At 53.8% G+C, this 20,242-nt stretch carries 19 protein-coding genes, 1 tRNA gene and 1 other annotated feature; of the genes, 1 reads left to right on the top strand and 19 read right to left on the bottom strand.

Going from position 1 to position 20,242, the window contains the following annotated elements; all coding sequences use genetic code 11:
• Positions 1–31: 31 nt before the first annotated feature.
• From E5336_RS06780 to E5336_RS06760, 5 genes are all read right to left on the bottom strand, one after another.
• Entirely contained in the window at positions 32–1,588 is a 1,557-nt protein-coding gene (locus E5336_RS06780; RefSeq protein WP_135980352.1) for a single-stranded-DNA-specific exonuclease RecJ, read from the bottom strand.
• 227 nt (positions 1,589–1,815) lie between these two features.
• Positions 1,816–2,832 (bottom strand): Holliday junction branch migration DNA helicase RuvB, encoded by a 1,017-nt coding sequence (gene ruvB, locus E5336_RS06775; RefSeq protein WP_277820812.1) that lies wholly within the window; start codon positions 2,830–2,832, stop codon positions 1,816–1,818.
• Positions 2,833–2,835: 3 nt separating this feature from the next.
• A complete protein-coding gene (ruvA, locus tag E5336_RS06770; RefSeq protein ID WP_135980351.1) occupies positions 2,836–3,417 on the bottom strand; it encodes a Holliday junction branch migration protein RuvA in 582 nt (193 codons plus the stop codon).
• Positions 3,418–3,542: 125 nt separating this feature from the next.
• Positions 3,543–4,295 (bottom strand): exodeoxyribonuclease III, encoded by a 753-nt coding sequence (locus E5336_RS06765; protein ID WP_135980350.1) that lies wholly within the window; start codon positions 4,293–4,295, stop codon positions 3,543–3,545.
• Positions 4,296–4,352: 57 nt separating this feature from the next.
• Entirely contained in the window at positions 4,353–5,210 is an 858-nt protein-coding gene (locus E5336_RS06760; RefSeq protein WP_135980349.1) for a YitT family protein, read from the bottom strand.
• A 96-nt stretch (positions 5,211–5,306) separates the two neighbouring features.
• Between E5336_RS06760 and E5336_RS06755 the strand changes: the two genes are divergently transcribed.
• Positions 5,307–5,963, top strand: coding sequence for a Crp/Fnr family transcriptional regulator (locus E5336_RS06755; protein ID WP_135980348.1), 657 nt, complete (start codon positions 5,307–5,309; stop codon positions 5,961–5,963).
• Here E5336_RS06755 and E5336_RS06750 read toward each other — a convergent pair whose 3' ends face one another.
• The 14 genes from E5336_RS06750 to E5336_RS06685 all read right to left on the bottom strand — a co-directional run bounded on the left by E5336_RS06750 (position 5,964) and on the right by E5336_RS06685 (position 20,210).
• Complete coding sequence (locus tag E5336_RS06750) at positions 5,964–6,758, bottom strand: DUF3658 domain-containing protein (RefSeq protein WP_135980347.1); 795 nt, start codon at positions 6,756–6,758, stop codon at positions 5,964–5,966. It lies immediately after the preceding gene.
• A 13-nt stretch (positions 6,759–6,771) separates the two neighbouring features.
• A complete protein-coding gene (obgE, locus tag E5336_RS06745) occupies positions 6,772–8,055 on the bottom strand; it encodes a GTPase ObgE (protein ID WP_135980346.1) in 1,284 nt (427 codons plus the stop codon).
• Between the two features lie 122 nt (positions 8,056–8,177).
• Positions 8,178–8,462 carry a 50S ribosomal protein L27 gene (rpmA, locus tag E5336_RS06740; RefSeq protein WP_135980345.1) on the bottom strand — a complete coding sequence of 95 codons (285 nt, stop codon included), beginning with the start codon at positions 8,460–8,462 and terminating at the stop codon, positions 8,178–8,180.
• Between the two features lie 2 nt (positions 8,463–8,464).
• On the bottom strand, positions 8,465–8,779 hold the full coding sequence (locus E5336_RS06735) for a ribosomal-processing cysteine protease Prp (RefSeq protein ID WP_135980344.1): 315 nt from the start codon (positions 8,777–8,779) through the stop codon (positions 8,465–8,467).
• Between the two features lie 3 nt (positions 8,780–8,782).
• Positions 8,783–9,085, bottom strand: a complete 303-nt coding sequence (gene rplU, locus E5336_RS06730) for a 50S ribosomal protein L21 (RefSeq protein ID WP_135980343.1) — start codon at positions 9,083–9,085, stop codon at positions 8,783–8,785.
• A 20-nt stretch (positions 9,086–9,105) separates the two neighbouring features.
• Positions 9,106–9,176: a sequence feature (ribosomal protein L21 leader region), on the bottom strand.
• 69 nt (positions 9,177–9,245) lie between these two features.
• Positions 9,246–12,320 carry a DNA polymerase III subunit alpha gene (locus E5336_RS06725; protein WP_135980342.1) on the bottom strand — a complete coding sequence of 1,025 codons (3,075 nt, stop codon included), beginning with the start codon at positions 12,318–12,320 and terminating at the stop codon, positions 9,246–9,248.
• Between the two features lie 38 nt (positions 12,321–12,358).
• Positions 12,359–13,312 (bottom strand): DHH family phosphoesterase, encoded by a 954-nt coding sequence (locus E5336_RS06720; RefSeq protein WP_135980341.1) that lies wholly within the window; start codon positions 13,310–13,312, stop codon positions 12,359–12,361.
• Complete coding sequence (locus E5336_RS06715; protein WP_135980340.1) at positions 13,296–14,498, bottom strand: acetate/propionate family kinase; 1,203 nt, start codon at positions 14,496–14,498, stop codon at positions 13,296–13,298. Before E5336_RS06715 ends, E5336_RS06720 begins: the two co-directional genes overlap by 17 nt.
• Positions 14,499–14,503: 5 nt before the next feature.
• Positions 14,504–14,815, bottom strand: a complete 312-nt coding sequence (ylxM, locus tag E5336_RS06710) for a YlxM family DNA-binding protein (RefSeq protein ID WP_135980339.1) — start codon at positions 14,813–14,815, stop codon at positions 14,504–14,506.
• A complete protein-coding gene (gene ftsY / locus E5336_RS06705; RefSeq protein WP_135980338.1) occupies positions 14,808–15,770 on the bottom strand; it encodes a signal recognition particle-docking protein FtsY in 963 nt (320 codons plus the stop codon). The genes ylxM and ftsY overlap by 8 nt, the downstream gene beginning before the upstream one ends.
• Before the next feature lies 1 nt (position 15,771).
• Positions 15,772–18,705 carry an AAA family ATPase gene (locus tag E5336_RS06700; RefSeq protein ID WP_135980337.1) on the bottom strand — a complete coding sequence of 978 codons (2,934 nt, stop codon included), beginning with the start codon at positions 18,703–18,705 and terminating at the stop codon, positions 15,772–15,774.
• Positions 18,706–18,799: 94 nt separating this feature from the next.
• A tRNA-Pro gene (locus tag E5336_RS06695) sits at positions 18,800–18,876 on the bottom strand.
• Positions 18,877–18,923: 47 nt separating this feature from the next.
• Positions 18,924–19,586, bottom strand: coding sequence for a PAQR family membrane homeostasis protein TrhA (trhA, locus tag E5336_RS06690; RefSeq protein WP_277820811.1), 663 nt, complete (start codon positions 19,584–19,586; stop codon positions 18,924–18,926).
• A gap of 48 nt (positions 19,587–19,634) precedes the next feature.
• On the bottom strand, positions 19,635–20,210 hold the full coding sequence (locus E5336_RS06685; RefSeq protein WP_135980336.1) for a helix-turn-helix domain-containing protein: 576 nt from the start codon (positions 20,208–20,210) through the stop codon (positions 19,635–19,637).
• Between the last annotated feature and the right edge of the window lie 32 nt (positions 20,211–20,242).

The raw sequence follows: 20,242 nt of genomic DNA, 5'->3' as shown, positions 1-20,242 counted from the left end.
TAACGAAAACGAATACAAGAAATTCCGCCCTTTAGTCGTACACGATTTTGTCGATCATAAAGCTGGCTTGCTTGCGTCCCCGATACTCGCTGATTTGCAGCTCGCCCTCAAAGCACTGGATCCGGTTGACGCTTTTGGAAATCTCGCTTCTTGGCTGGTTGAAACGCATGCAGCACACCCCGCTTTGCAGCGTGTACCGCCGATGGCGCGCGTTTTGGAAATCGTACAGGTTTTTAATGGCCGGCTTGCTGATTTTAAACACCGGCATCTCAAAGCCCGGTCCAAACGGACGCAAGGCGTCCAGACTCTCGATGGCCTCGATTTGGATCTGGCTTTCGTCGATTTCGATTTCGTTTTTTTCCAGCGGCACGCTCCACTCGTACTGGGCGCCCCGCTGCCGGATAAAGCGCTCGAACGCCTCGTAGTCGTCTAAATCGACCGAAAATCCCGCCGCCTGCTTATGGCCGCCACACGCCGAAAACGAGGGAAACGGATTGAGAAACGCCATGCAGTCGAACCCTTCCGGCGCCCGCATGCTCATTTTAAACCCGTCGACGTTTTTCGCCGCCACGATCGTCGGCTTGCCGGTCTGGTTCATCAAGTTGCCGGCAACCAGCCCGATGATCCCTTCGTGAAATCCCGGGGACATGATCAGGTTGACCGGCTGTCCCGGATCGACCTGTCGCATCGCCTGTTCACTCATTTGCGCGGAAATCGTCTTGCGGCGCTCGTTGATTTGCTCGATTTGGGCGTTCAGCTTCATAATTTCCGCCGGATCCTCCGAAAGCAAATACCGGACGACGTTGTTGGCGTTCGCCATGTTCGACAGCCGGCCGATCGCGTTGATTTTCGGCACGACCTGGAACGCGAGCGTCGTTTCCGTCACGTGGCTGTCTTTAATAAAGCTGGAAATATGGATTTCCTTTTTCTCGTTGAGCCGGTCAAGGCCATGCTGAATGAGGCGACGCGTCTGTTTTGTCACCGGCATCACGTCGGCAATCGAAGCCACCGCCGCCATGATCAAATGATAGTCGGTAGCCTGTCCGAGCGCGCGGACGCACTCGTACGCCACCCCGGCTCCACACAGCGTGGAAAACTCGTCTTCCAGCCTGGCGGGATGAATGAGCACATCGCAGTCCGTTTCCTCCTCGATCGTATGGTGGTCGGTAACAATGGTCGTCATGCCCAGCGTTTTGGCCAGCTCCAGCGCCTCGGCGGCCTTGATGCCGTTGTCGACCGTCACAATGATCTGGTATCCTTTTTCATGCGCGAGCCCAACGGTACGCGGATGCAGTCCATAGCCTTCCTTGATGCGGTCCGGAATGTAAAATCCGACTTCCAGCCCGAACGCGCGCAACCCCGAAACCATGATCGAGGTCGCCATGATTCCGTCGCAGTCGTAGTCGCCCGCTACGAAAACCTTTTGACCTGCTTGCTTGGCCTCTTCCATCCACTCTTTAAAGCTTTCCATTTCCGGATCCTGGCTGACTGGATACAGCGGCGCGTGTTCGAGCCATTGCGCCTGCCGGGTTGGATCGGGTTCGAGCGTCTGCAAAATTTCCTGCGCCAAAGGTGTCAAATGTTTCATCGCGATTCAGGAGCGGATACTCGCGGCAGCGCCGCGCGAGGAACCTCCTGCTTCTCCTTTCGATCTTTTATCCTTTTCATCCTCTGTTTTCTCAAATTCAAATGTTGTTTTTCGGAAGTCCGTGTCCAGGCTCCCTGTTTGCATGCCCTTCATTATACGGCAATGCGGCTGAAAACGAAACAAAAAAAGCGCTCCGCAGCCGGCCATCCGCCACCGAACGCTTTTTCTCATTTGTTTCCTGTTGCTTTTTCCTCTCGCGGAATATGAAAGTGGTCGTACGCTTTTTGCGTCGCGATCCGTCCTTTCGGGGTCCGGTTGATGAATCCGATTTGAAGCAAATACGGCTCGTACATATCCTCGATCGTCATCGGCTCCTCCCCGATGCTCGAAGACAACGCCTCCAGTCCGACCGGACCGCCCCGGAACCGCTCGATAATGCCAAGCAGATATTTGTGATCGACCGCGTCCAAACCGAGATGGTCGACATGCAGCCGGTCCAGCGCGTCTCGCGCCACATCCAGCGAAATCACGCCCTCGTTGTATACCTGGGCGAAATCGCGCACGCGCCGAAACAACCGGTTCGCGATCCGCGGGGTCCCCCGCGAGCGAAGCGCCACCTCGTCCAGCGCCGCCTCCTCGATGGGCGTGGCCATGACCCGTGAGGTGCGGGCGACAATTTTTCGCAAGTCCGCCAGTTCGTAATATTGAAGCTGATCCACGATACCAAAGCGGTCGCGCAGCGGCGCGCTCAAATCTCCGGCCCGCGTCGTCGCTCCCACAAGGGTGAACGGCGGCAGCGAGAGCCGGATGTTGTGCACCGATCCCGTATCCTTGCCAACCACGATATCCAGACAATAGTCCTCCATCGCCGGATAGAGCACTTCCTCGACTTGTTTGGGCAGACGGTGGATCTCGTCGATAAACAGCACGTCCCCTGGCTCGAGCGTGGACAGGATCGCCGCCAGATCGCCGCTTTTTTCAATGGAAGGCCCGCTGGCCGTTTTCAGGTTTCCGCCCATCTCATGCGCCAAAATATACGCCAGCGTCGTCTTTCCAAGCCCGGGAGGCCCGTACAGCAACACGTGGTCGAGCGCCTCGTTGCGCGCTCTGGCCGCGTGGATAAACACCCTCAAGTTCGCCTTCAGCTCGCTTTGCCCAATGTATTCCTCCAGGCTCGCCGGCCGCAGCGACACCTCGATCTGGTCGCCCGCCTGCTCTCTGGCGTCCATCGTTCTTTCTTCCATTGATTACACCCCGTTTCGTTTGGCCAGCAGCATCAGCGCGTGGCGAAGCATTTCGTCCACGCTCTCATAGCCGGCGTCCTGCAGTTCCTTCTTGATGGACTGCAGCGTGTTCGCTTTGTATCCAAGCGCCTCGAGCGCCTCCTGCGTCTGCATCCAAACCGGATCGCCGATCTCGATTTCCTCGCGCTGGATCGAAACGAGCTTTCCTTGCAGATCCAGCACGATTTGGCTGGCGCTCTTGACGCCGATGCCCGGCAGGCTTTTAAGCAGTTTGACATCGCCTTCCTCGATGGCGCGCGCCATGTCGGCGCCCGGGCATTTTGTCAGCATCGCCAGCGCGGTTTTGGCGCCGATCCCTTTCACGTTGAGCAGCCGCGTAAAAATCTCGTAGTCCATTTCCGTATCGAATCCAAACAACGTCTGCGCGTCTTCCCGGATTTGATGATACGTGTAAAGAAACGTGACTTTTCCGATTCTATATTTATAAGGATCGCACACGAACACCTCGTATCCGACGCCGTTGACGTCCAAAACAACGGACGCCGGCCGGACGATGCGAACGATCCCTTCCACAAAAGCTATCATACATTCTCCTCTTTTTCCTAGTATACCAGACAATCTGCATCTTATAAATCCCATTCCCGTTTTTATTGGTCTTCGGATAAAAAAGAAGGACACAGACAATCGTCTGAATCCCGTCGATTTTCGATTCAATCGTTTAAGTCGATGTCCAGCAGCACCGGACAGTGGTCGCTGCCGCCAACGCCGTCCAAAATCTCGACTTCCTCCACCTTGCTTTCCAGCGAAGGCGAAACAAGCCAGTAGTCGATGCGCCAGCCCCAGCCCTTTTCCCTGGCCCGGTCAAAGTAGGACCACCACGAGTACTTGCGCTCTTTCGGGTGGACGAGCCGGTAGGCATCCGTCAGCTGGCTGAGCAAATGGCGCCGGAAGCCAAGCCGCTCCTCATTCGTGAATCCGGTCGAGCCCGCCAGCGTCAGCGGATCGTACACATCCAAATTCGTGTTCGCCACATTCAAGTCCCCGCAAAGCAGCACCGGCTTGTCCAGGGCGGCGACAAAAGCCCCAAACGCCTTATCCCACGCGATGCGGTAATCCAGACGCCGAAGCTCTTCGCCGGCGTTTGGCGTGTACACCGTCACGACGTAGTAGCTGTCGTATTCCAGTGTAATGACGCGGCCTTCCTGATCGTGTTCCTGGCAGCCGATCCCGTAACGAACCGACAACGGCTCGCGGTTGGTCATGATCAGCGTGCCGCTGTATCCTTTGCGGACCGCCGAATTCATATATACATACGGATACAAGCCGTCGACGTCGATTTGCTCCGGCTGCGCTTTCGTTTCCTGCAAGCAAACAAAATCGGCGCCGATCTCCTCGATGGCTTCGTTGAATCCCTTTTTCTGGATCGCGCGGATCCCGTTGACATTCCATGTTAATAATTTCATGCTTTCACCTGTTTCCCTTTAAGAGTAGAGGAAAACGGCCGGAAATTCAACATTTTCTCATCCAATCTTGCCCGGCCGGTGCGAAAGAGGCTTGAATCCGCGTCCCCGCACTTCCGAAACTTTGGAAACGACCACAAACGCTTCGGGATCCACTTCGTAAATCGCCTTTTGGACTTCGTACAGCTCTTTGCGAGCCACGATGGCGCAAATCGCTTTCGCCTCCTTTTTCGTGTAGCCGCCTTCGATCCAAAACAGCGTGGCACCCTTGTCGAGCGTATCGACAAACAGCTGGCGCATCATTTCATGCCGGGCGCTCATAATCATCAGCTGGAGCGCCGCCTTGCCAAACGTCATGATTTGATTCATCACAAAATACGTCACGAACACCAGCGTCAAGCCGCAAATGATTTGTTCCGGCGTCGAGTACGTGATTTGGTATACCAAAATAAACAAGTCCATGATGTTCATCGTGACCGAAACGCTCCAGCCAAACTTGCGCTCCAAAATGATTGGCGGGATGTCGAGTCCGCCCGTACTGGCGCCGGACTGGATAACGAGCCCCAGACCGCATCCCATCAAACCGCCCGCCATGATAGCGGCAATCAGCGGATCGGAAACGAGTTCAATATCGGCTAGAAAAGCGGTCATGGATAAGAAAAGCGGGTAGACGATGGTGGAAACCAGCGTCGTGAGCGCGAACTTCTTTCCAAGAAAGAAAAAGCCGATCGCAAACATGCACAAGTTGATGCCCGTCACGATGGTCGAATACGGCAGACGCGCCCAATGCATAATGATCAAGGCAAGACCCGTCGAGCCGCCCGCGATAAAGCCCGATGGAACGACAAGCATGTTGACGGCCACAGCCAGCAAAAAATTTCCAAGTAAAATACGCGCGAAGAATTGAATGGTTTTCATAAGCTTCCCTCCTTGCACGTCTATTATAAAAAAAGCGGTTTGCAAAAAATGTAGCTTAAGCTACAATTCAAACGTTTTTTTCGATAATATAAAGATATGAAAACGATTCCGCTCAACGCCCGGTCCAAAGCGATTTTAACCCGGATCGGCACAAAAAAAACTTTTTCTCCCGCCCAGACGATTTATTGGCAGCAGGACTTTGGCAATACGTTTTTTTACATTCAAAAAGGCCGGGTCCGGGCTTTTCTTCTTCACGCAAGCGGCAAGGAGCTCACGTATGAAATCGTTGGCGAAGGCCGGCTTGTCGGCATGACCGATCCGCTGCTGGAATCCATTCGAACGACGTCCATCGAGGCCGTTACCCAGGTTGAGCTCATCGAGCTGAAAATCGACGACTTGCTTCGCTGTCCCCAGGAAAGCGGCGAGCTTGCCATCGAGATCATCCGCCTTTTGTCCTACTCCGTCGAGGCTCTGGCCCGCCACGTCCGCCGGCTTACCTTTTTAAACGCGCCTGAGCGAATCGCCGACTTTTTGCTGGAAATCAGCGAGGATCCGCATCCGTCCCTCGAAGTGGCAAACGACACCATTCCATATTCCCACCAGGAGATCGCGGAGTGCTGCGCGCTTCAGCGCGTGACGGTGACAAGGGCGCTCAAAGCGCTGGAAGCCCGGGGGCTGATCGAGCTGGGATACCGGCGCATCACGATCAAAGACCGGACAACCCTTGAAAAGTTCGCCCGGTCTTCGCTTTGATCAATTCGTTTTAATTAAAACGCGATGATACGGCAGCTCGCAGTCTTCCAGAATCGTCAGCGCGTCTTCGTCGATGAGCGTCTGGATCCGGTCCGCGAGCAAATAATCGCTCAGCTTTTGCTGGTAAATCCCTAAAATTTCCCCGATGCCCTGGCTTTCGTATTTCGGTGTCTCGAACCGGTTCAAAATCACGATGTCGTAAATGTCCTCCCGAACCGACATGAGCTGCCCGTTCACGACCGCCCGCAGCGAACTGTTTTCGTTTTTCAGCGATTCCCAAATCATCGAGTAGTAATTCACGTCGAAATAAGGAATCTCGATTTTGAGCGAAAGCACATAGTCGAGATATTCGTACAAAATGTTTTCAAGCGACGGAAACAACGTCGTGTAGTCCGGATTGTGGACGATTTGCGGCAGCTCCACGTACTGCAAGCTGATATCGTATGGATCCAGCAGGGAGCAGACGAAGATGAAGCCGGATACGTCGCCTGGCGAGTTTTCCGAATAAACGCAAATCTCCTCGCCGTTTTTCGCCGCCTCGATCAACCGATCGACATTTTTCACATACGAGTAAATCGACTCCCACAAATGGTCCAGATTTTTGATCTGCCCGTTTTGCGTGTACATTTTGTAAATGAGGTCCAGGCGGTACTGCGAATCGTATGGAAGCCGGATATCGCCTTGGTCGAGCATGAACGCCAGCGCGACGATTTCGTCCTCCGCCGCGATCTTGCCGGCCTCCTGATGCAGTTTCATGATACCGGCGCCGGCTTCCGAGAAAAATACATGGATCATACAGTTTCCCTTCTTAATTTTCTACAAATTCAAATTCAAATCCATCCAGACGGACCGTGTCGCCGTCCTGCACACCCGCGTCGCGCAGCATTTTATCCACGCCCATATAACGCATGCGGTTGGCAAACAAATAATAATCTTCCTCCGTGTTGAGCTTTTTGATATCGAACGCCTTCTCGATTTTCGGACCCCGGATTTCCCAGACATGCGGCGCAAGCTCGGTGATTTCCACGTCTTTTTTCTTTTCCTCGAACTTGTACACCACACCGGTTTCCTTGCCGTCCTCGGCTTCCAGCGGGAACGCCGGCGTCGTCGCGAGCAAGTCGGCCGCTTTGCGCAAAACCGGATCCAGTCCTTCGTGGATGATCGTCGTCGTTTCGTAAACCGGAACATCCGGATACGCCGCCTTGAAACGAGCCAGATTTTCCTGGGCGTTTTCCAAATCCATTTTGTTGGCGACAACGATTTGCGGCCGCTCCATAAGCCGGAGATGATAGTTTTTCAGCTCCTCGTTGATGACACGGTAGTCCTCCACCGGATCGCGGCCTTCCTCGCCGCCCATGTCAAGCACGTGAATGATGACCCGGCACCGTTCGATGTGCTTCAAAAACTGGTGGCCAAGTCCCTTGCCCTGGCTCGCTCCTTCGATAAGCCCCGGCAAATCGGCCAAAATAAAGCTGCGTCCGTCTTGGGTCTGGACCACGCCGACGTTTGGCGTGATTGTCGTGAACGGATAGTCGCCGATTTCCGGCTTGGCGCGGGTGACCGCTTCCAGAAACGTCGACTTCCCAACGCTTGGAAACCCAACGAGTCCGACGTCCGCCAGCACTTTCAGTTCCACGATGGCTTCGTACTCCTCGCCTTCACGGCCGCTTTCCGCGTACTTTGGCGCCGTGTTGCGCGCCGATTTGAAATGGCAGTTGCCACGGCCGCCGCGGCCGCCTTTCGCCACGACCTGCTGCTGAAACGGCTCCGTCAAGTCCGCGACGATCGCGCCGTTGTCCAGCCGTTTCACAAGCGTTCCCAGCGGCACTTTGACGACGCGGCTTTCGCCGTTGGCTCCGTGCATGCGCTTGTTTTTTCCCTTTTCGCCGTTTTGGGCAATCAGTTTGCGGTGATAACGCAAATCGAGCAGCGTCGTCATGCCCGGGTCCGCTTCGAAGATGACGTCGCCGCCGCGGCCGCCGTCCCCGCCAAACGGTCCTCCGTACGCTACATACTTTTCATGACGGAAGCTGACGATTCCGTCGCCTCCGTTTCCTGCTTTGATAAATACTTTTACTTGATCTACAAACATTGGAATGCCTCCATTGGTTTTATTATACGTTTTTCAAAAAAGAAAAACGACCCCCTTGACTTTTTTGGCCGCGGAAGTGATTTTTAAAAGAAAAAAAGAGAGACCTCGCGGCCTCTGCATGTTTACGCTTCTGGGTAAACAGAAACTTGTTTTTTCTTCTTTCCCAACCGTTCGTATTTTACGACACCGTTTACCGTTGCGAACAATGTGTCGTCGCCCCCACGGCCTACGTTTTTACCCGGATGGATCTTCGTTCCGCGCTGACGATAAATGATGCTTCCGGCATGGCATTTTTGACCATCGGCCAGTTTGGCACCAAGACGTTTCGAATGGGAATCACGACCGTTCTTTGTCGAACCTACTCCCTTTTTAGAAGCGAAAAACTGAATATCTAATGTAAAACGCATGATCACACCTCTTTCCTAGTGAATTTGAGTTTATCGGAATACGATTCCTCTATCGTTTTGAGCTGAAGGACCACGGCCCGAAGCACAAGCTGAAGCGAATCGCTGGATCGCTTGACATAAATCCCGATGCGGTCATCGTCGACGGTGAAATCACAGAATTCAGGAAACAACGTGTCCAGCGCGTTCATCGCGCCAAACACAATGCTTGAGATTCCGGCGCATACGACGTCCTGTCCGTATTCGCCCGCCATCGCGTGACCTTTTATATCAATGTTTTGTATATCTTTATGATGGGTAGATATACGAATCTTTACCATGACCTACGCCTCGATGGACTCGATCTTGATTTGCGTATAAGGCTGACGATGTCCTTGTTTGCGGCGTGTCGAGGATTTTTTCGGCTTGTATTTCACGATCGTGATCTTCTTGCCTTTTCCTTGTTTTTCAACGACACCAGTCACTTTTGCTCCTTCGATGAAAGGATGACCGATTTTTCCATCCGCGAACAGAACTTTATCGAATTCAACAGTATCTCCTTCGCTGGCATTGATTTTTTCAACAAAGATCACACTGTCTTTTTCCACTTTGATCTGCTTTCCGCCTGTTTCAATAATTGCGTACATTCCATGCACCTCCTGTCATTTCTAATTGTGAGACTCGCCATCAAGGTGCGATTTCTCGGCTTGAACCTTTTCTGGGCGGTTGCAATACCTTCAACAGTCTGCAACGAAAGTATTATACAAAACCAAGGCGGCGGATGCAACTGGAAATTTGGAAAATTTCCTAGCTTTCCGGCGATAAAACGACCAGGGTGATCCGGTTGGCGAGAATCGAATCCTCTTTTTCCTTCTTTCCCTCCAGCACCAGCAACGCCCCCGGCTTGAGTTCGTCTTTGACGCGCTCAAACAGCTTGGGCATGACGACGGCCTCGCTGGTCCGCGACTCGTCCTCGATGTTGACAAACGCCATCATGTCCCCGCGCTTGGTTTTGTGCGGCTTCACCCGCACGACACGGACAAGCGCTTTGACATAGCCGAGCTGATGCTCCATTTGCGCCAGCGTAGGCACGTTTTGATAGCGGCGGTTGCGCAGCGTTCGAATCGGATGCTCGCTTAAATAAAAGCCATACACGTCCCGCTCCCGTTGCGCTTTTTCAAACGGCCGTTCCTCGTAGCGCGTCAAATTCGGCTTGGAGGCGATCGAGAAGTCGAAGCGAATCTCGTCGGCGTCCTCCACCTTGACGATCCGGGCGTAGTTCCAAATCTGGGCGAGGTTTTCCCGCAACGTGACGCGGTTGATTCCAAACTCGTCAAACGCGCCCCCGTCAATGAGGATCCGGATCGCGCCTTCCCCGACCTTGACGGCGTTTAGCCGGGTCATGCATTCGAACACGTCCGCGAACTCCCTTTTTTTGCGTTCCTCGATGATTTTCGGATACACGCTTTTGCCAATGCCCTTGAGCACTTGCAGCGGCATGCGAAGCGCGTTACCCTCGATCACATACCCTTCTTCGGAGCGCAGCACGCTGGCGGGCAGGATCGGCACGTTCCGCTTCGTGCACTCGTAAATGTACTCGGCGCTTTTTTCCGACGCCCCGATCACGCTGTTGAGCAGGCTTTGATAAAAATACAATGGATAATTCGCCTTTAAATACGCCATGATGTACGCCACGATAGAATACGCGTACGAGTGCGACTTGTTGAAGCCGTACTTGGCGAACTGTTCCATCGTCTCGAAAATGCCTTCCGCCACCGGCTTCTCAATGCCCTGGGCCATCGCCCCGTTCAAAAACGTCGTCCGGTACGACTCCATGACGTCCTTTTTCTTTTTCGACATCGCCTTGCGCAAACTGTCGGCCTGAGCGAGCGTCATTTTCCCAACGACCTGGGCGATTTGCATGATTTGCTCCTGATAAATCATGACGCCATACGTTTCCTTTAAAATCGGCTCCAGCAGCGGATGGGCGTAGCGGATCGTTTCCGGATGTTCCCGCTGCTTCAAATACAACGGAATGTTTTCCATTGGGCCCGGTCTGTACAACGCCAGTGTGACCGAGATGTCCGCGAACGTGCGCGGCTTCACCTTTTTTAGCAGCGCCTTGATTCCGTCCCCCTCGAACTGGAACACACCCACCGTATCGGCCTGGGCCAGCAGCTCGTACGTTTTCGCGTCGTCTTGCGGAAGCTTGAAAATTTCGAGCCAGCCTTTCCCGGCTTTCTCGATCGCGCGCAAGATCCGGTCAATCGTCGTCAGGTTGCGCAATGCGAGCACATCCATCTTGATCAGCCCGAGCGGTTCCAGGTTTTCCATCGTGTACTGGACCGCGTGTAATCCGCCCTCGATTTCAAAAAGCGGACACACATCCAAAATCTTTTTGCGGCTCAGCACGATGCCGGCCGCGTGCACCGAGGTGTGGCGCGGCAGCCCTTCCAGCCTGCGTGCCTGCGCGAACAAGCGTTTCCATTTCGAATGCGATTCCACCATCTTCCGAAACGCCGGCACGCCTTCATAGGCGCCTTGCAGCGTCATCGGAACGCCCTGGATGGAAGGAATGAGCGACGTGATTTGGTCCAGTTCCCGGCTTGGATAGCCAAACGTCTTTCCCACATCGCGCAGCACCTGTTTCGCTTTTAAATTCGAAAACGTGATGATTTGCGAAACGTGGTCGATCCCGTATTTTTCAACCAGGTAGGCGATGACCTCCTCGCGGCGGTCGTCTGGAAAATCCGTGTCGATATCCGGCATTGAAATTCGTTCGGGATTGAGGAAGCGTTCAAACAGCAAGTGGTTTTGTATCGGGTCGATGTGCGTAATGCCTAAACAATACGCCACCAGCGAGCCGGCGGCGCTGCCACGCCCCGGACCAACTAAAATTTTCCGGCTGCGGGCAAACCGGATCATGTCGTACACAATTAAAAAATAATCCGTGAACTCCATGGAGGTGATGACGGACAGCTCGTATTCCAGACGTTGCACATAAACCGGATCCATGCGCCCGTTCAGGCGCTTGGCCAGTCCGGCTTTGCACAGCTTGATCAAATACGAACGCGAGTCGATTCCCAGCTTGTTTTCGAATACCGGCAGCTGGCTTTGCGCGAATGGCTCCGTCAAATGACAGCGCGCCGCGATTTGCTCCGTCATTTCCAAATCGGCCTGCTCATACAGCCGCTCCATTTCCGCGTCCGTTCGAAAATAGCGCCCGTACGACACGAGCAGCGCCGGGTCCTCAATCGTCGTCTGCTTTTCAATAGCGCGCAGCACCTTGAGATCCTCCACTTCGTTTTCTTCCAAATAGAGCACCCTGGACAACGCCACGGTCGGTAAGCCGCAGCGCCTGGCCGTGTCGCGCAGCGTTCCATTCAAGTTGGCACGGTAGCGGGAATCGTTCATCGCGATTGCGATGGTCAAATCCTCGAACGCGTCTTGAATCCGTCGCAGCCAGGCGACAAGTTGTTTTTCGTCGTTTTGCTCCAGCGCGGCTTCCAGCGCGTCGTTGTCGCCATACGTGATCAACGCGCACCCCGCCTGCAGCGCGGCCAGCTCGTCCAAGGTCGGCTCTTTCCTTGAAGCCAGCGCGGAGATTTGATACAGGCTGGCGAGTCCTTCGTTGTTTTTGGCAAGAATGACAAATCCAATCTTTTCCGTTTCGCCAACCGACGCTTCCACTTCCAGGCCAACGATCGGAGCGATGTCATACTGCTTGCAGGCGCGCAAAAACGCCGGCACGCCAAACAACACGTTCCGGTCGGTGAGCGCCACGTATTTTTTTTGTTCCATTTTAGCCTTTTTTACGAGCTGCTCGATTCGAATCGGCGATTGCAGCAGCGAGAAGGCGCTTTGTGTGTGTAAATGAATCATACTTTCATTTTAGCATAATTTCTGCACAAAAAAGAGGTCTATACAGACCTCTCGCAGTTCTCTTCTTCGTTTTCCTGCGCCAGCGCCACAAGCTGATGAATGATTTCCTCCACTTGCTCGAGCCGCAGATCTTTGATTCCGGAAGCGCAGGCGTGGCCCCCGCCGCCAAAACGGGTCGCGATTTGACGGATATCGAGCGTTTTGGCTCGAAGCGACGCGTTGTAGATTCCCGGCGTTTTTTCCGTAAACAACGCCCAAACCTTCACTTCTTCGATATTGGACAAAGCGTAGACTTTATCCTTGGCTTGTGCGAATGTCAAATGGCAGCGCTCATAGTCCTCGATGGACAGGATGGATGTCAGCGCGCCCTTTTCGAACCGGGCGCGTTCGCGAACCCGGTTTTCGTAATAAAACTCCGGCAGCGTAATCGCGAAGTTGTGCTCGTTGGCCCGCTGCACATCGGCGCCCTGCTCTACCAGGTACCGTCCCGCCTCAAACGATTCCGGACGGGTGTTGCTCGTTGTGAACCGGATGTTGTCGGCGATTAGCCCCTCGTATAAATACTGGGCCGCGTTCGCCGGGATGGTCTGATGGCGGGCTTGAAAATACAACGCGACGAGTTCGCACGTCGCTGAGGCGTCCTGGTCGATCCACTCGGTTTGCCCCATCGTTTCGACCGGAACATGGTGGTCGATTCGAATCACCTGCGCGGCGCGCAAGGCCCGGTCGTCGTCGATGCGGGCTTGGTTGGCCGTGTCCAGCACGATGGCCAGCGCGTTTTGAATCGTGGCGTCGTCGGCTGTGTCCATCACGATCCCGTCGACGCTCATCGTTCCAAGCGCCAGCACTTTCTTTTTTGGATACAAGCTTTGCAGCGCGGTTTTCAACCCCATTTGCGAGCCGATCGCGTCCTGATCCGGGAACTGGTGGCGGAAAATACAAATCGTGTCCGCCTGTTCGATGGCTTCGGCGATCTTATTGATCGTTTCCATGGGTGAGATCCTTGTATGCGTCGCGCGCGAGCATGACCTCTTCGTTTGTCGGGATGACCCAAACCGCGATTTTCGAATCCGGCGCCGAAATCAAGGCTTCCTTGCCGCGCACGTTGTTTTTCGCCGCGTCAAATTTCACGCCCAGACACTCGATTCCTTCGCAAACGTGTTCCCGGATGTCGATAGCGTTTTCACCGATTCCGCCGGCGAACACGATGGCGTCGCAGCCGCCCATCAGCGCGAAGTAGCCGCCAATCGTCTCGATGATGCGGTTGACGTACACTTTTTCCGTCAGGATGGCGCGCTCGTTGCCGGCCTTGATGCCGTCTTCGATATCGCGCGAATCCGACGAAATGCCCGACAAGCCGAGCATACCGGACTGTTTGTTCAAAATATCATCAAGTTCGGCTGCCGTATACCCGTATTTGTTTTGAAGGAAGATCAGGATCGCCGGGTCGATGTCGCCCGAACGCGTTCCCATCATCACGCCGGCCAGCGGTGTGAATCCCATCGACGTCTTCAGCGATTTTCCGTCTTTGATCGCGGTAATGGACGCGCCGTTTCCAAGATGGCACGTGATGATGTTCATTTTGTCCACTGGCTTTCCTTCGATTTCGGCCAGACGTTCCACGAGGTATTTGTGGCTCGTTCCATGCATTCCGTACCGGCGGATATGGTCTTCTTCATAAAACTTGTAAGGGATCGGATAGATGAAGTTTTCCTCCGGCATCGACTGGTGGAACGCGGTGTCGAACACGAACGTGTGGCTCGCGTTTGGAAGCGCCTCCTTAAACGAGCGGTAGCCTACAAGACCAGCCGGATTGTGGAGCGGAGCCAGCGGGATGCACGCTTCGAATTTCTCTTCGGCCTCGTCGCTTGCTTTCACGGAATCCGAGTAGAACTCGCCGCCATGCACCATCCGGTGTCCTACGGCTTCAATATCTTCAAGACGGTTGACGACGCCATGCTCGATCAAGGCGTCGATCAGTTTTTGAACCGCTACGGAATGATCGGGGATGTTGGAGATTTCCTCGAATTTTTCATCGCCGACTTTGATGGAGAATACGGAATCGTTCAATCCGATTCGCTCCACAAGACCTTTGGCAAGAACCTTTTCGCTTGGCATTTCGAATACCTGGAATTTCAAAGATGAGCTTCCGGCATTCACACTCATTACTATTGACATAATATTTATTCCTCCTGTTGCAAAGTGAGCAGCTCATTCAGTGAGCGCTTGCATTCCTCTAATGTCACAGACAATTCTATTATAGAATAGATTTCTGTTTTGAATTGTAAAAATTTGATGTTTTTTTCGTATTTTTCTAATAGCTGCACGCTCTTGTGCACCGCGTCCATGACCGCCGTGCGCGAGATGCCCAGCTCCTGCGCGATCTCGCTGTACGAAAGATCCTCCTTCGTATACAAATCCATGATCTCCTGCTGGCGGCTTGTGAGCAGCGAGCCATAGACATCCATCAAATCGTTGACTTGGATATTATTCATCTTCCAGCCCTTTGGTGATGCCGATCAAATACGCGTTCAAGTCAAACGGACGCAAGTCGGCCGGTTTTTCGCCCAGTCCCAAAAAGCGGACCGGCAAATGAAGCAAGTCGCGAATGGCCATGACGACGCCGCCTTTGGCGGTGCCATCCATTTTCGTCAAAATGATGCCCGTCACGTTGGTGGCTTCCAAAAACTCCTTCGCCTGCGAGATGCCGTTTTGGCCTGTCGTCGCGTCGAGCACGAGCCACACTTCCTGCGGCGCGCCCGGAATCTCCTTTTCGCATACGCGGTTCATCTTGGACAACTCCTTCATCAGATTCGTCTTGTTTTGAAGGCGCCCTGCCGTGTCGGCGATCAGGATGTCGATGTCGTTTTCTTTGGCGTAGCGGCACGCGTCCACGAGCACACTGCTTGGATCCTGTCCCTGCTTGCCTTTGATGCATGGCACATCCAGGCGCTGGGCCCAAGTCGCGATCTGGTCGATCGCCCCGGCGCGGAACGTGTCCGCCGCGGCCACTGCCACGCTTTTGCCTTGCTCTTTGTAGTACTCGATCAGCTTGGCGCTCGTCGTCGTTTTTCCCGCGCCGTTGACGCCAACCATTAAAATCACCGTAGGTCCGTCCTCGTTGTACCGGATTTGCGGATCGCTTTCCGGATCGTAAAAATCATATAAAATCGAAATCAGGTAGTCTTCCATCGAATCGTAGTTTTTGATGTTCTTACCTTCTTTCTCGAACTGGTCCACAAGCTTTTGCGCCGTGTGGATGCCGACATCGCTTTCCAGCATGAGAATCATGATTTCTTCCAGCAGCTCGTCGTCGATGCCGTGAAAGTTGTTGGAAAGCGCGCGCAGCCGGTCCCCGAACGTCTTTTTCGAACGGGACAGCCCGCTTAAATACTTATCCTTGTCTTTGTTGCGCGCGAACGCGTCTTTGATTTTTTGAAAAAAAGCCATATTATTCCTCCTCGCCGTGCGCGTAGGACACAGCGTCTTTCAAAAGCACTTTCAAGATTTGCGACACGCCATCCTGCTGCATCGTGACTCCATACAACGTGTCGCACTGCTCCATCGTCCCGGGCCGGTGCGTCACCACGATAAACTGGGACTGGTCCCGGAAATGGGACAAGTAGCGGGCGAACCGCTCGACGTTTCCCTGGTCGAGCGCCGCTTCCACCTCGTCAAAAATACACAAAGGAATGAGCCGCGCCTTCAGGATCGCGAACAAGACGCTGATCGCGATCAACGCTTTCTCGCCCCCGGAAAACGACTGGATGTTTTTGATGAGCTTGCCGGGCGGCTGGACGTCGATGTCGATTCCGGTATTTAGCACGTCTTGCGGATCCACCATGGACAGCCGCGCTTTTCCGCCGCCGAACATCGACTTGAACACGACGTCGAGCTCCGCGTTGATCTTGTCGAACATTTCGGTGAATTTTTCCACCATCGTTTTGTCCATCTCGTCAATCGCGTGTAAAATTTGCTCGCCTGCTTCCTGCAAGTCTTGTTTCTGGTGCTCGAGATAGTCGAACCGCTCCTTGATCTCGTCGAATTGAGCCGGCGCGTCCAGATTGACGTTGCCAAGCCGGGCAATCAAATTGCGCAGTTCGCGCACACGTTCGCGCGCGGCGTCGATGTCGATGTCCTTGCGCTTCGTGCAGGCGAAATCGTACGTCATTTGATAGTCCGCGTTGAGCCGGTCAAGCGCGTTTTCCTGTTTGGTCTTGTGTTGGGCGAGCTGCATTTCGCTTTGATGGATCGCCTGCAAAATGGCGTTGATTTCCCGGCGCTGGCCACGGACGCTCGTTTCGAGCTGCTCAAGATCCTTGCCTTTGTTCATGCGCGTCGTCCGCAAGGCGCTCATTTGCGCCGCCAGCGTGTCGATCCGGCTGTGGATGTCGGCGATGGCTGCCACGAGCGAGTCGTCCATTTCCTTTTCGTCCTCCTCGCCGGCCGAGATGGCGATTTGATCGTATTCGTCTTGCAGGGAGTCGAATTTTTGTTTTTTGACAAGAACGATGTTTTCCAGCTTGGCCGACTCGATTTGCAAGGCGATCAGCTGTTCCTGCTCGTCCTCGTTGCGCCGCTCCGTTTGGCGGATTTTGGCGTTTTGCTGCTCGATGGCTTGCGTCTGCCGCTCGATTTTTCGCGCGAGCTCGTCGCGCTCCTGACCAAGGGTCACCGGCGTCGACTGGGACTTGTTGCGCCCGCCCGTCATGGCGCCGCCGCTATGGACGATTTCGCCGTCGAGCGTGACGATCTTGGTTGAATAGCGCAACCGCTTGGCGCACTCGTTGGCGTTTTCGAGCGTGTCGGTAATAAAGATGCCGGCAAGCAGGCGATCCCGCACGTCGTTGTATTTGGGGGCGCAGTCGACCCATTCGTTCGCCCATCCGATAGCGCCGGGCACGCTGGCGGCAATCGCCTTGTTCTGGCTGGAAGGATAGCGCGGATGGCACACGGTCATCGGCAAAAACGTGGCGCGGCCCGACTGGTTTTTTTTCAGGAAGTGGATCGCCGCCCGGGCGCTTTCCTCGTTTTTGGTGACGATTTGGTACATCGTTCCGCCCAGCGCGTTGGAAATGGCGACCGCTTTGTCGTCTTTTGGCACGATTAGCTCGGACACCGTTCCTTCGATGCCTTCCAGCGAGCGTCTGGCGTGGATGATGGCACGTACCCCCGCCTGGTGCTGGTATGGCTGGCGGATCATGTTCTCGACGATGTGCATCCGGTTTTCCAGCTGCTGCCCGATGGAGCGGGCCTGGGCGAGGGCGCGCTGGTCGAGCGCGAGCTGTTCCTTTTTTTGCGCGAGCGTCTTGGCTCGCAAGGCGTATTCCGTTCGCAGGGCATCCAGGCGCTTCTTCCGGTCCTCGTATTCGTAGCGGGCTTCCTGCCGCATTTCGTTGAGGGCCGCTTTTTTCTGGCGCAAATCCGCTACCTGAAGCGTGTACTTGCGCTTTTCGTCCAGCTCGACTTTCCGCTTTTCGAGCTGCACGCTTTCCTCCATCGCTTGCGTGTAGTCTTGCTGGAGGCTTTGGACTTTGGCGTCAAGCTGGTAAATTTCCTGGCGCAGCGCGTCGATGTCGGCTTCGTTGCGCTCCAGCATGCGCGTTTGCTCGACTTGGTTTCCTTGCGCTTCCAAAATCGTCCGTTCGATTTCCCGGATCGAGGCGTCTAGCGATTCCACTTCCTCGACGAGAACGCTGATCTCGATTTCGAATAGCTCGTTTTTGTACGCGAGAAACTGCTTCGCCTTTTTCGCCTGCCGTTCCAGCGGTCCGATTTGCCGTTCCAGCTCGTCCAAAATATCTTGCAGGCGCTCCAGATTTTCTTTGGTCTGTTCCAGTTTTTGAAGCGAGATCTTTTTTCTTTTTTTATATTTCGCCACGCCCGCGGCTTCTTCGAACAAGCCGCGCCGCTCTTCCGGCTTGGCGTCGGCGAACGACGAAATGTTGCCTTGGGAAATGATGCTGAGCGAATCCCTTCCCAGACCGGTATCCATGATGAGCTCCTGAATGTCTTTGAGCCGGCACGGCGTCTTGTTGATGAAATACCCCGCCTCGTTGTTGGCCCGATGGATTTGACGCGTGATCTCGATTTCGTCAAACGGCGAGTCGAACACCTTGCGGGTATTGTCGAACACGAGCGTCACTTTCGCCATATTGACGCGTTTTCGCTGTTCGCTTCCGGAAAAGATAATATCGGCCATGTTCGTTCCGGAGCGTAGCGACTTCACGCTCTGTTCCCCGAGCACCCACCGGATGGCGTCGTTGATGTTGCTTTTGCCGCAGCCGTTCGGTCCGACAATTCCGGTGATGTCGTGATCAAACTGCACGATCGTTTTGTCCGCGAAACTTTTAAACCCTTGCAGTTCGATTCGTTTTAAAAACATATATTCACCTACCAATCTTTTTTATTATACACCGGAATGAATCCGGTACGATAGAAAAAAACCGATCGACTTTCATCAATCGGCTTCATAGGCATGGTCAGGACGACGGGATTTGAACCTGCGGTCTCTTGGACCCGAACCAAGCGCTCTACCAAGCTGAGCTACGTCCTGATAGACAATAGATTATCACTCAACTTCATAAATAGCAATCCCTATTTTCACATAAAATATAAAATTCCGGCTAAATGGCACAAACTCGCCAAAATAATAAAGATATGCCACGTAAAATGGAAAAAGTTTTTTTCGGGATGCGAGTAAAAATACGTCCCTATCGTGTACAGCACGCCGCCGGCCACAAGCAACGTCAAAAAGATCCAGTTCGTATGGGCGATCAGCGCCGGTAAAATGAAGAGCGCCATCCATCCCATAACCATGTAGATCGTCATCGACAAAACTTTGTAGCGTTTTTTGGCGATGCTTTTAAGCAACACCCCGGCCAGCACCATCGCCCACTCAATGGCCAGCACAGTGTACCCGACCCAGTTGTGTAGCACGACAAGGCAAATCGGGGTGTATGTGCCCGCGATCGCGAGCAGGATCATGATGTGATCCAGTTTGCGAAACACGTATTTGTACGTCGTGTGATACGGCATCATGTGGTAAAGGCAGCTGCCGCCAAACATGAACATCATGCAAAAGAAGTACACCGAGATCCCGGCCGCCTCCATGGCGCCGCCCATCGTGTAGGCGCGTATGGCATAGTACGGAAGCGTGAACAGGAGAATAAAAAACATGACGCCGTGGGAAATCGAGTTGCCGATTTCCTCGCCAAATGTCAACGGATAAGGTTCTTTCATTAAAGTGTCTTCATTTTTTTTCATACGAGCATCTTAACTTTAATGAGGTTAAAATTCAAGCCGGATGAAAAATTACAAGACCAGGCACCACAAAAGCGCGATCAAACCGCCAATCAAGGCGGCGATCAGCGCGGCGAACACCTTTTGATACGGACGCACCGCTTTTTCCCGCTCCTTTTGAATTTGCGAGAGCGAAACGCCTTGCATGAACGCGTCGATTTCCTTGTAGCTTTGAATATCGAGCGCTTTCTTTTGCTTTTCCACCTTCAAGGCATACGCCATCGTAACCGCGAAAAAAGCGATATCCAAGACGATGCCAATCCATTTTCCAATCAAGCCAATGGGCACGCACAAAATCGTGAACGCGATCAATAAAACCGCAAAGATCGTGGCGTCCCGGTTGAACACCGCCTTGCTTTCCTGGTTGTGAATGACTTCTTTCATTTCCTGCTGATCTCCTTTCACGAGGTCGTCGATCGTCGTCGAAAACAAAATACTCATGCGCAGCAGGCTTTCCAGATCGGGATACGTCTTGTCGTTTTCCCAGTTGGACACCGACTGCCGGCTGACATAAATCTTTTCCGCCAGCTCCTCTTGCGTCCAGTGGTTCGCCTGCCGCTGCTTTTTGATTTGCTTTCCGATTTCCATAAACGAATCCCCCTTGTCCGCATTGTTTCATT

Source organism: Dubosiella muris, assembly GCF_004793885.1.
GTDB classification, from domain to species: Bacteria; Bacillota_I; Bacilli_A; order Erysipelotrichales; family Erysipelotrichaceae; genus Dubosiella; species Dubosiella muris.
The sequence above is the reverse complement of the archived record's forward strand: the minus strand, read 5'-3'. Positions and strand labels throughout refer to the sequence as shown.

What these genes read in the sequence shown, in the direction of transcription:
- E5336_RS06780 (WP_135980352.1), bottom strand. Translation starts at nt 1,588, where the DNA reads ATGAAACATTTGACACCTTTGGCGCAGGAAATTTTGCAGACGCTCGAA.
- ruvB (WP_277820812.1), bottom strand. Translation starts at nt 2,832, where the DNA reads ATGGAAGAAAGAACGATGGACGCCAGAGAGCAGGCGGGCGACCAGATC.
- ruvA (WP_135980351.1), bottom strand. Translation starts at nt 3,417, where the DNA reads ATGATAGCTTTTGTGGAAGGGATCGTTCGCATCGTCCGGCCGGCGTCC.
- E5336_RS06765 (WP_135980350.1), bottom strand. Translation starts at nt 4,295, where the DNA reads ATGAAATTATTAACATGGAATGTCAACGGGATCCGCGCGATCCAGAAA.
- E5336_RS06760 (WP_135980349.1), bottom strand. Translation starts at nt 5,210, where the DNA reads ATGAAAACCATTCAATTCTTCGCGCGTATTTTACTTGGAAATTTTTTG.
- E5336_RS06755 (WP_135980348.1), top strand. Translation starts at nt 5,307, where the DNA reads ATGAAAACGATTCCGCTCAACGCCCGGTCCAAAGCGATTTTAACCCGG.
- E5336_RS06750 (WP_135980347.1), bottom strand. Translation starts at nt 6,758, where the DNA reads ATGATCCATGTATTTTTCTCGGAAGCCGGCGCCGGTATCATGAAACTG.
- obgE (WP_135980346.1), bottom strand. Translation starts at nt 8,055, where the DNA reads ATGTTTGTAGATCAAGTAAAAGTATTTATCAAAGCAGGAAACGGAGGC.
- rpmA (WP_135980345.1), bottom strand. Translation starts at nt 8,462, where the DNA reads ATGCGTTTTACATTAGATATTCAGTTTTTCGCTTCTAAAAAGGGAGTA.
- E5336_RS06735 (WP_135980344.1), bottom strand. Translation starts at nt 8,779, where the DNA reads ATGGTAAAGATTCGTATATCTACCCATCATAAAGATATACAAAACATT.
- rplU (WP_135980343.1), bottom strand. Translation starts at nt 9,085, where the DNA reads ATGTACGCAATTATTGAAACAGGCGGAAAGCAGATCAAAGTGGAAAAA.
- E5336_RS06725 (WP_135980342.1), bottom strand. Translation starts at nt 12,320, where the DNA reads ATGATTCATTTACACACACAAAGCGCCTTCTCGCTGCTGCAATCGCCG.
- E5336_RS06720 (WP_135980341.1), bottom strand. Translation starts at nt 13,312, where the DNA reads ATGGAAACGATCAATAAGATCGCCGAAGCCATCGAACAGGCGGACACG.
- E5336_RS06715 (WP_135980340.1), bottom strand. Translation starts at nt 14,498, where the DNA reads ATGTCAATAGTAATGAGTGTGAATGCCGGAAGCTCATCTTTGAAATTC.
- ylxM (WP_135980339.1), bottom strand. Translation starts at nt 14,815, where the DNA reads ATGAATAATATCCAAGTCAACGATTTGATGGATGTCTATGGCTCGCTG.
- ftsY (WP_135980338.1), bottom strand. Translation starts at nt 15,770, where the DNA reads ATGGCTTTTTTTCAAAAAATCAAAGACGCGTTCGCGCGCAACAAAGAC.
- E5336_RS06700 (WP_135980337.1), bottom strand. Translation starts at nt 18,705, where the DNA reads ATGTTTTTAAAACGAATCGAACTGCAAGGGTTTAAAAGTTTCGCGGAC.
- trhA (WP_277820811.1), bottom strand. Translation starts at nt 19,586, where the DNA reads ATGAAAAAAAATGAAGACACTTTAATGAAAGAACCTTATCCGTTGACA.
- E5336_RS06685 (WP_135980336.1), bottom strand. Translation starts at nt 20,210, where the DNA reads ATGGAAATCGGAAAGCAAATCAAAAAGCAGCGGCAGGCGAACCACTGG.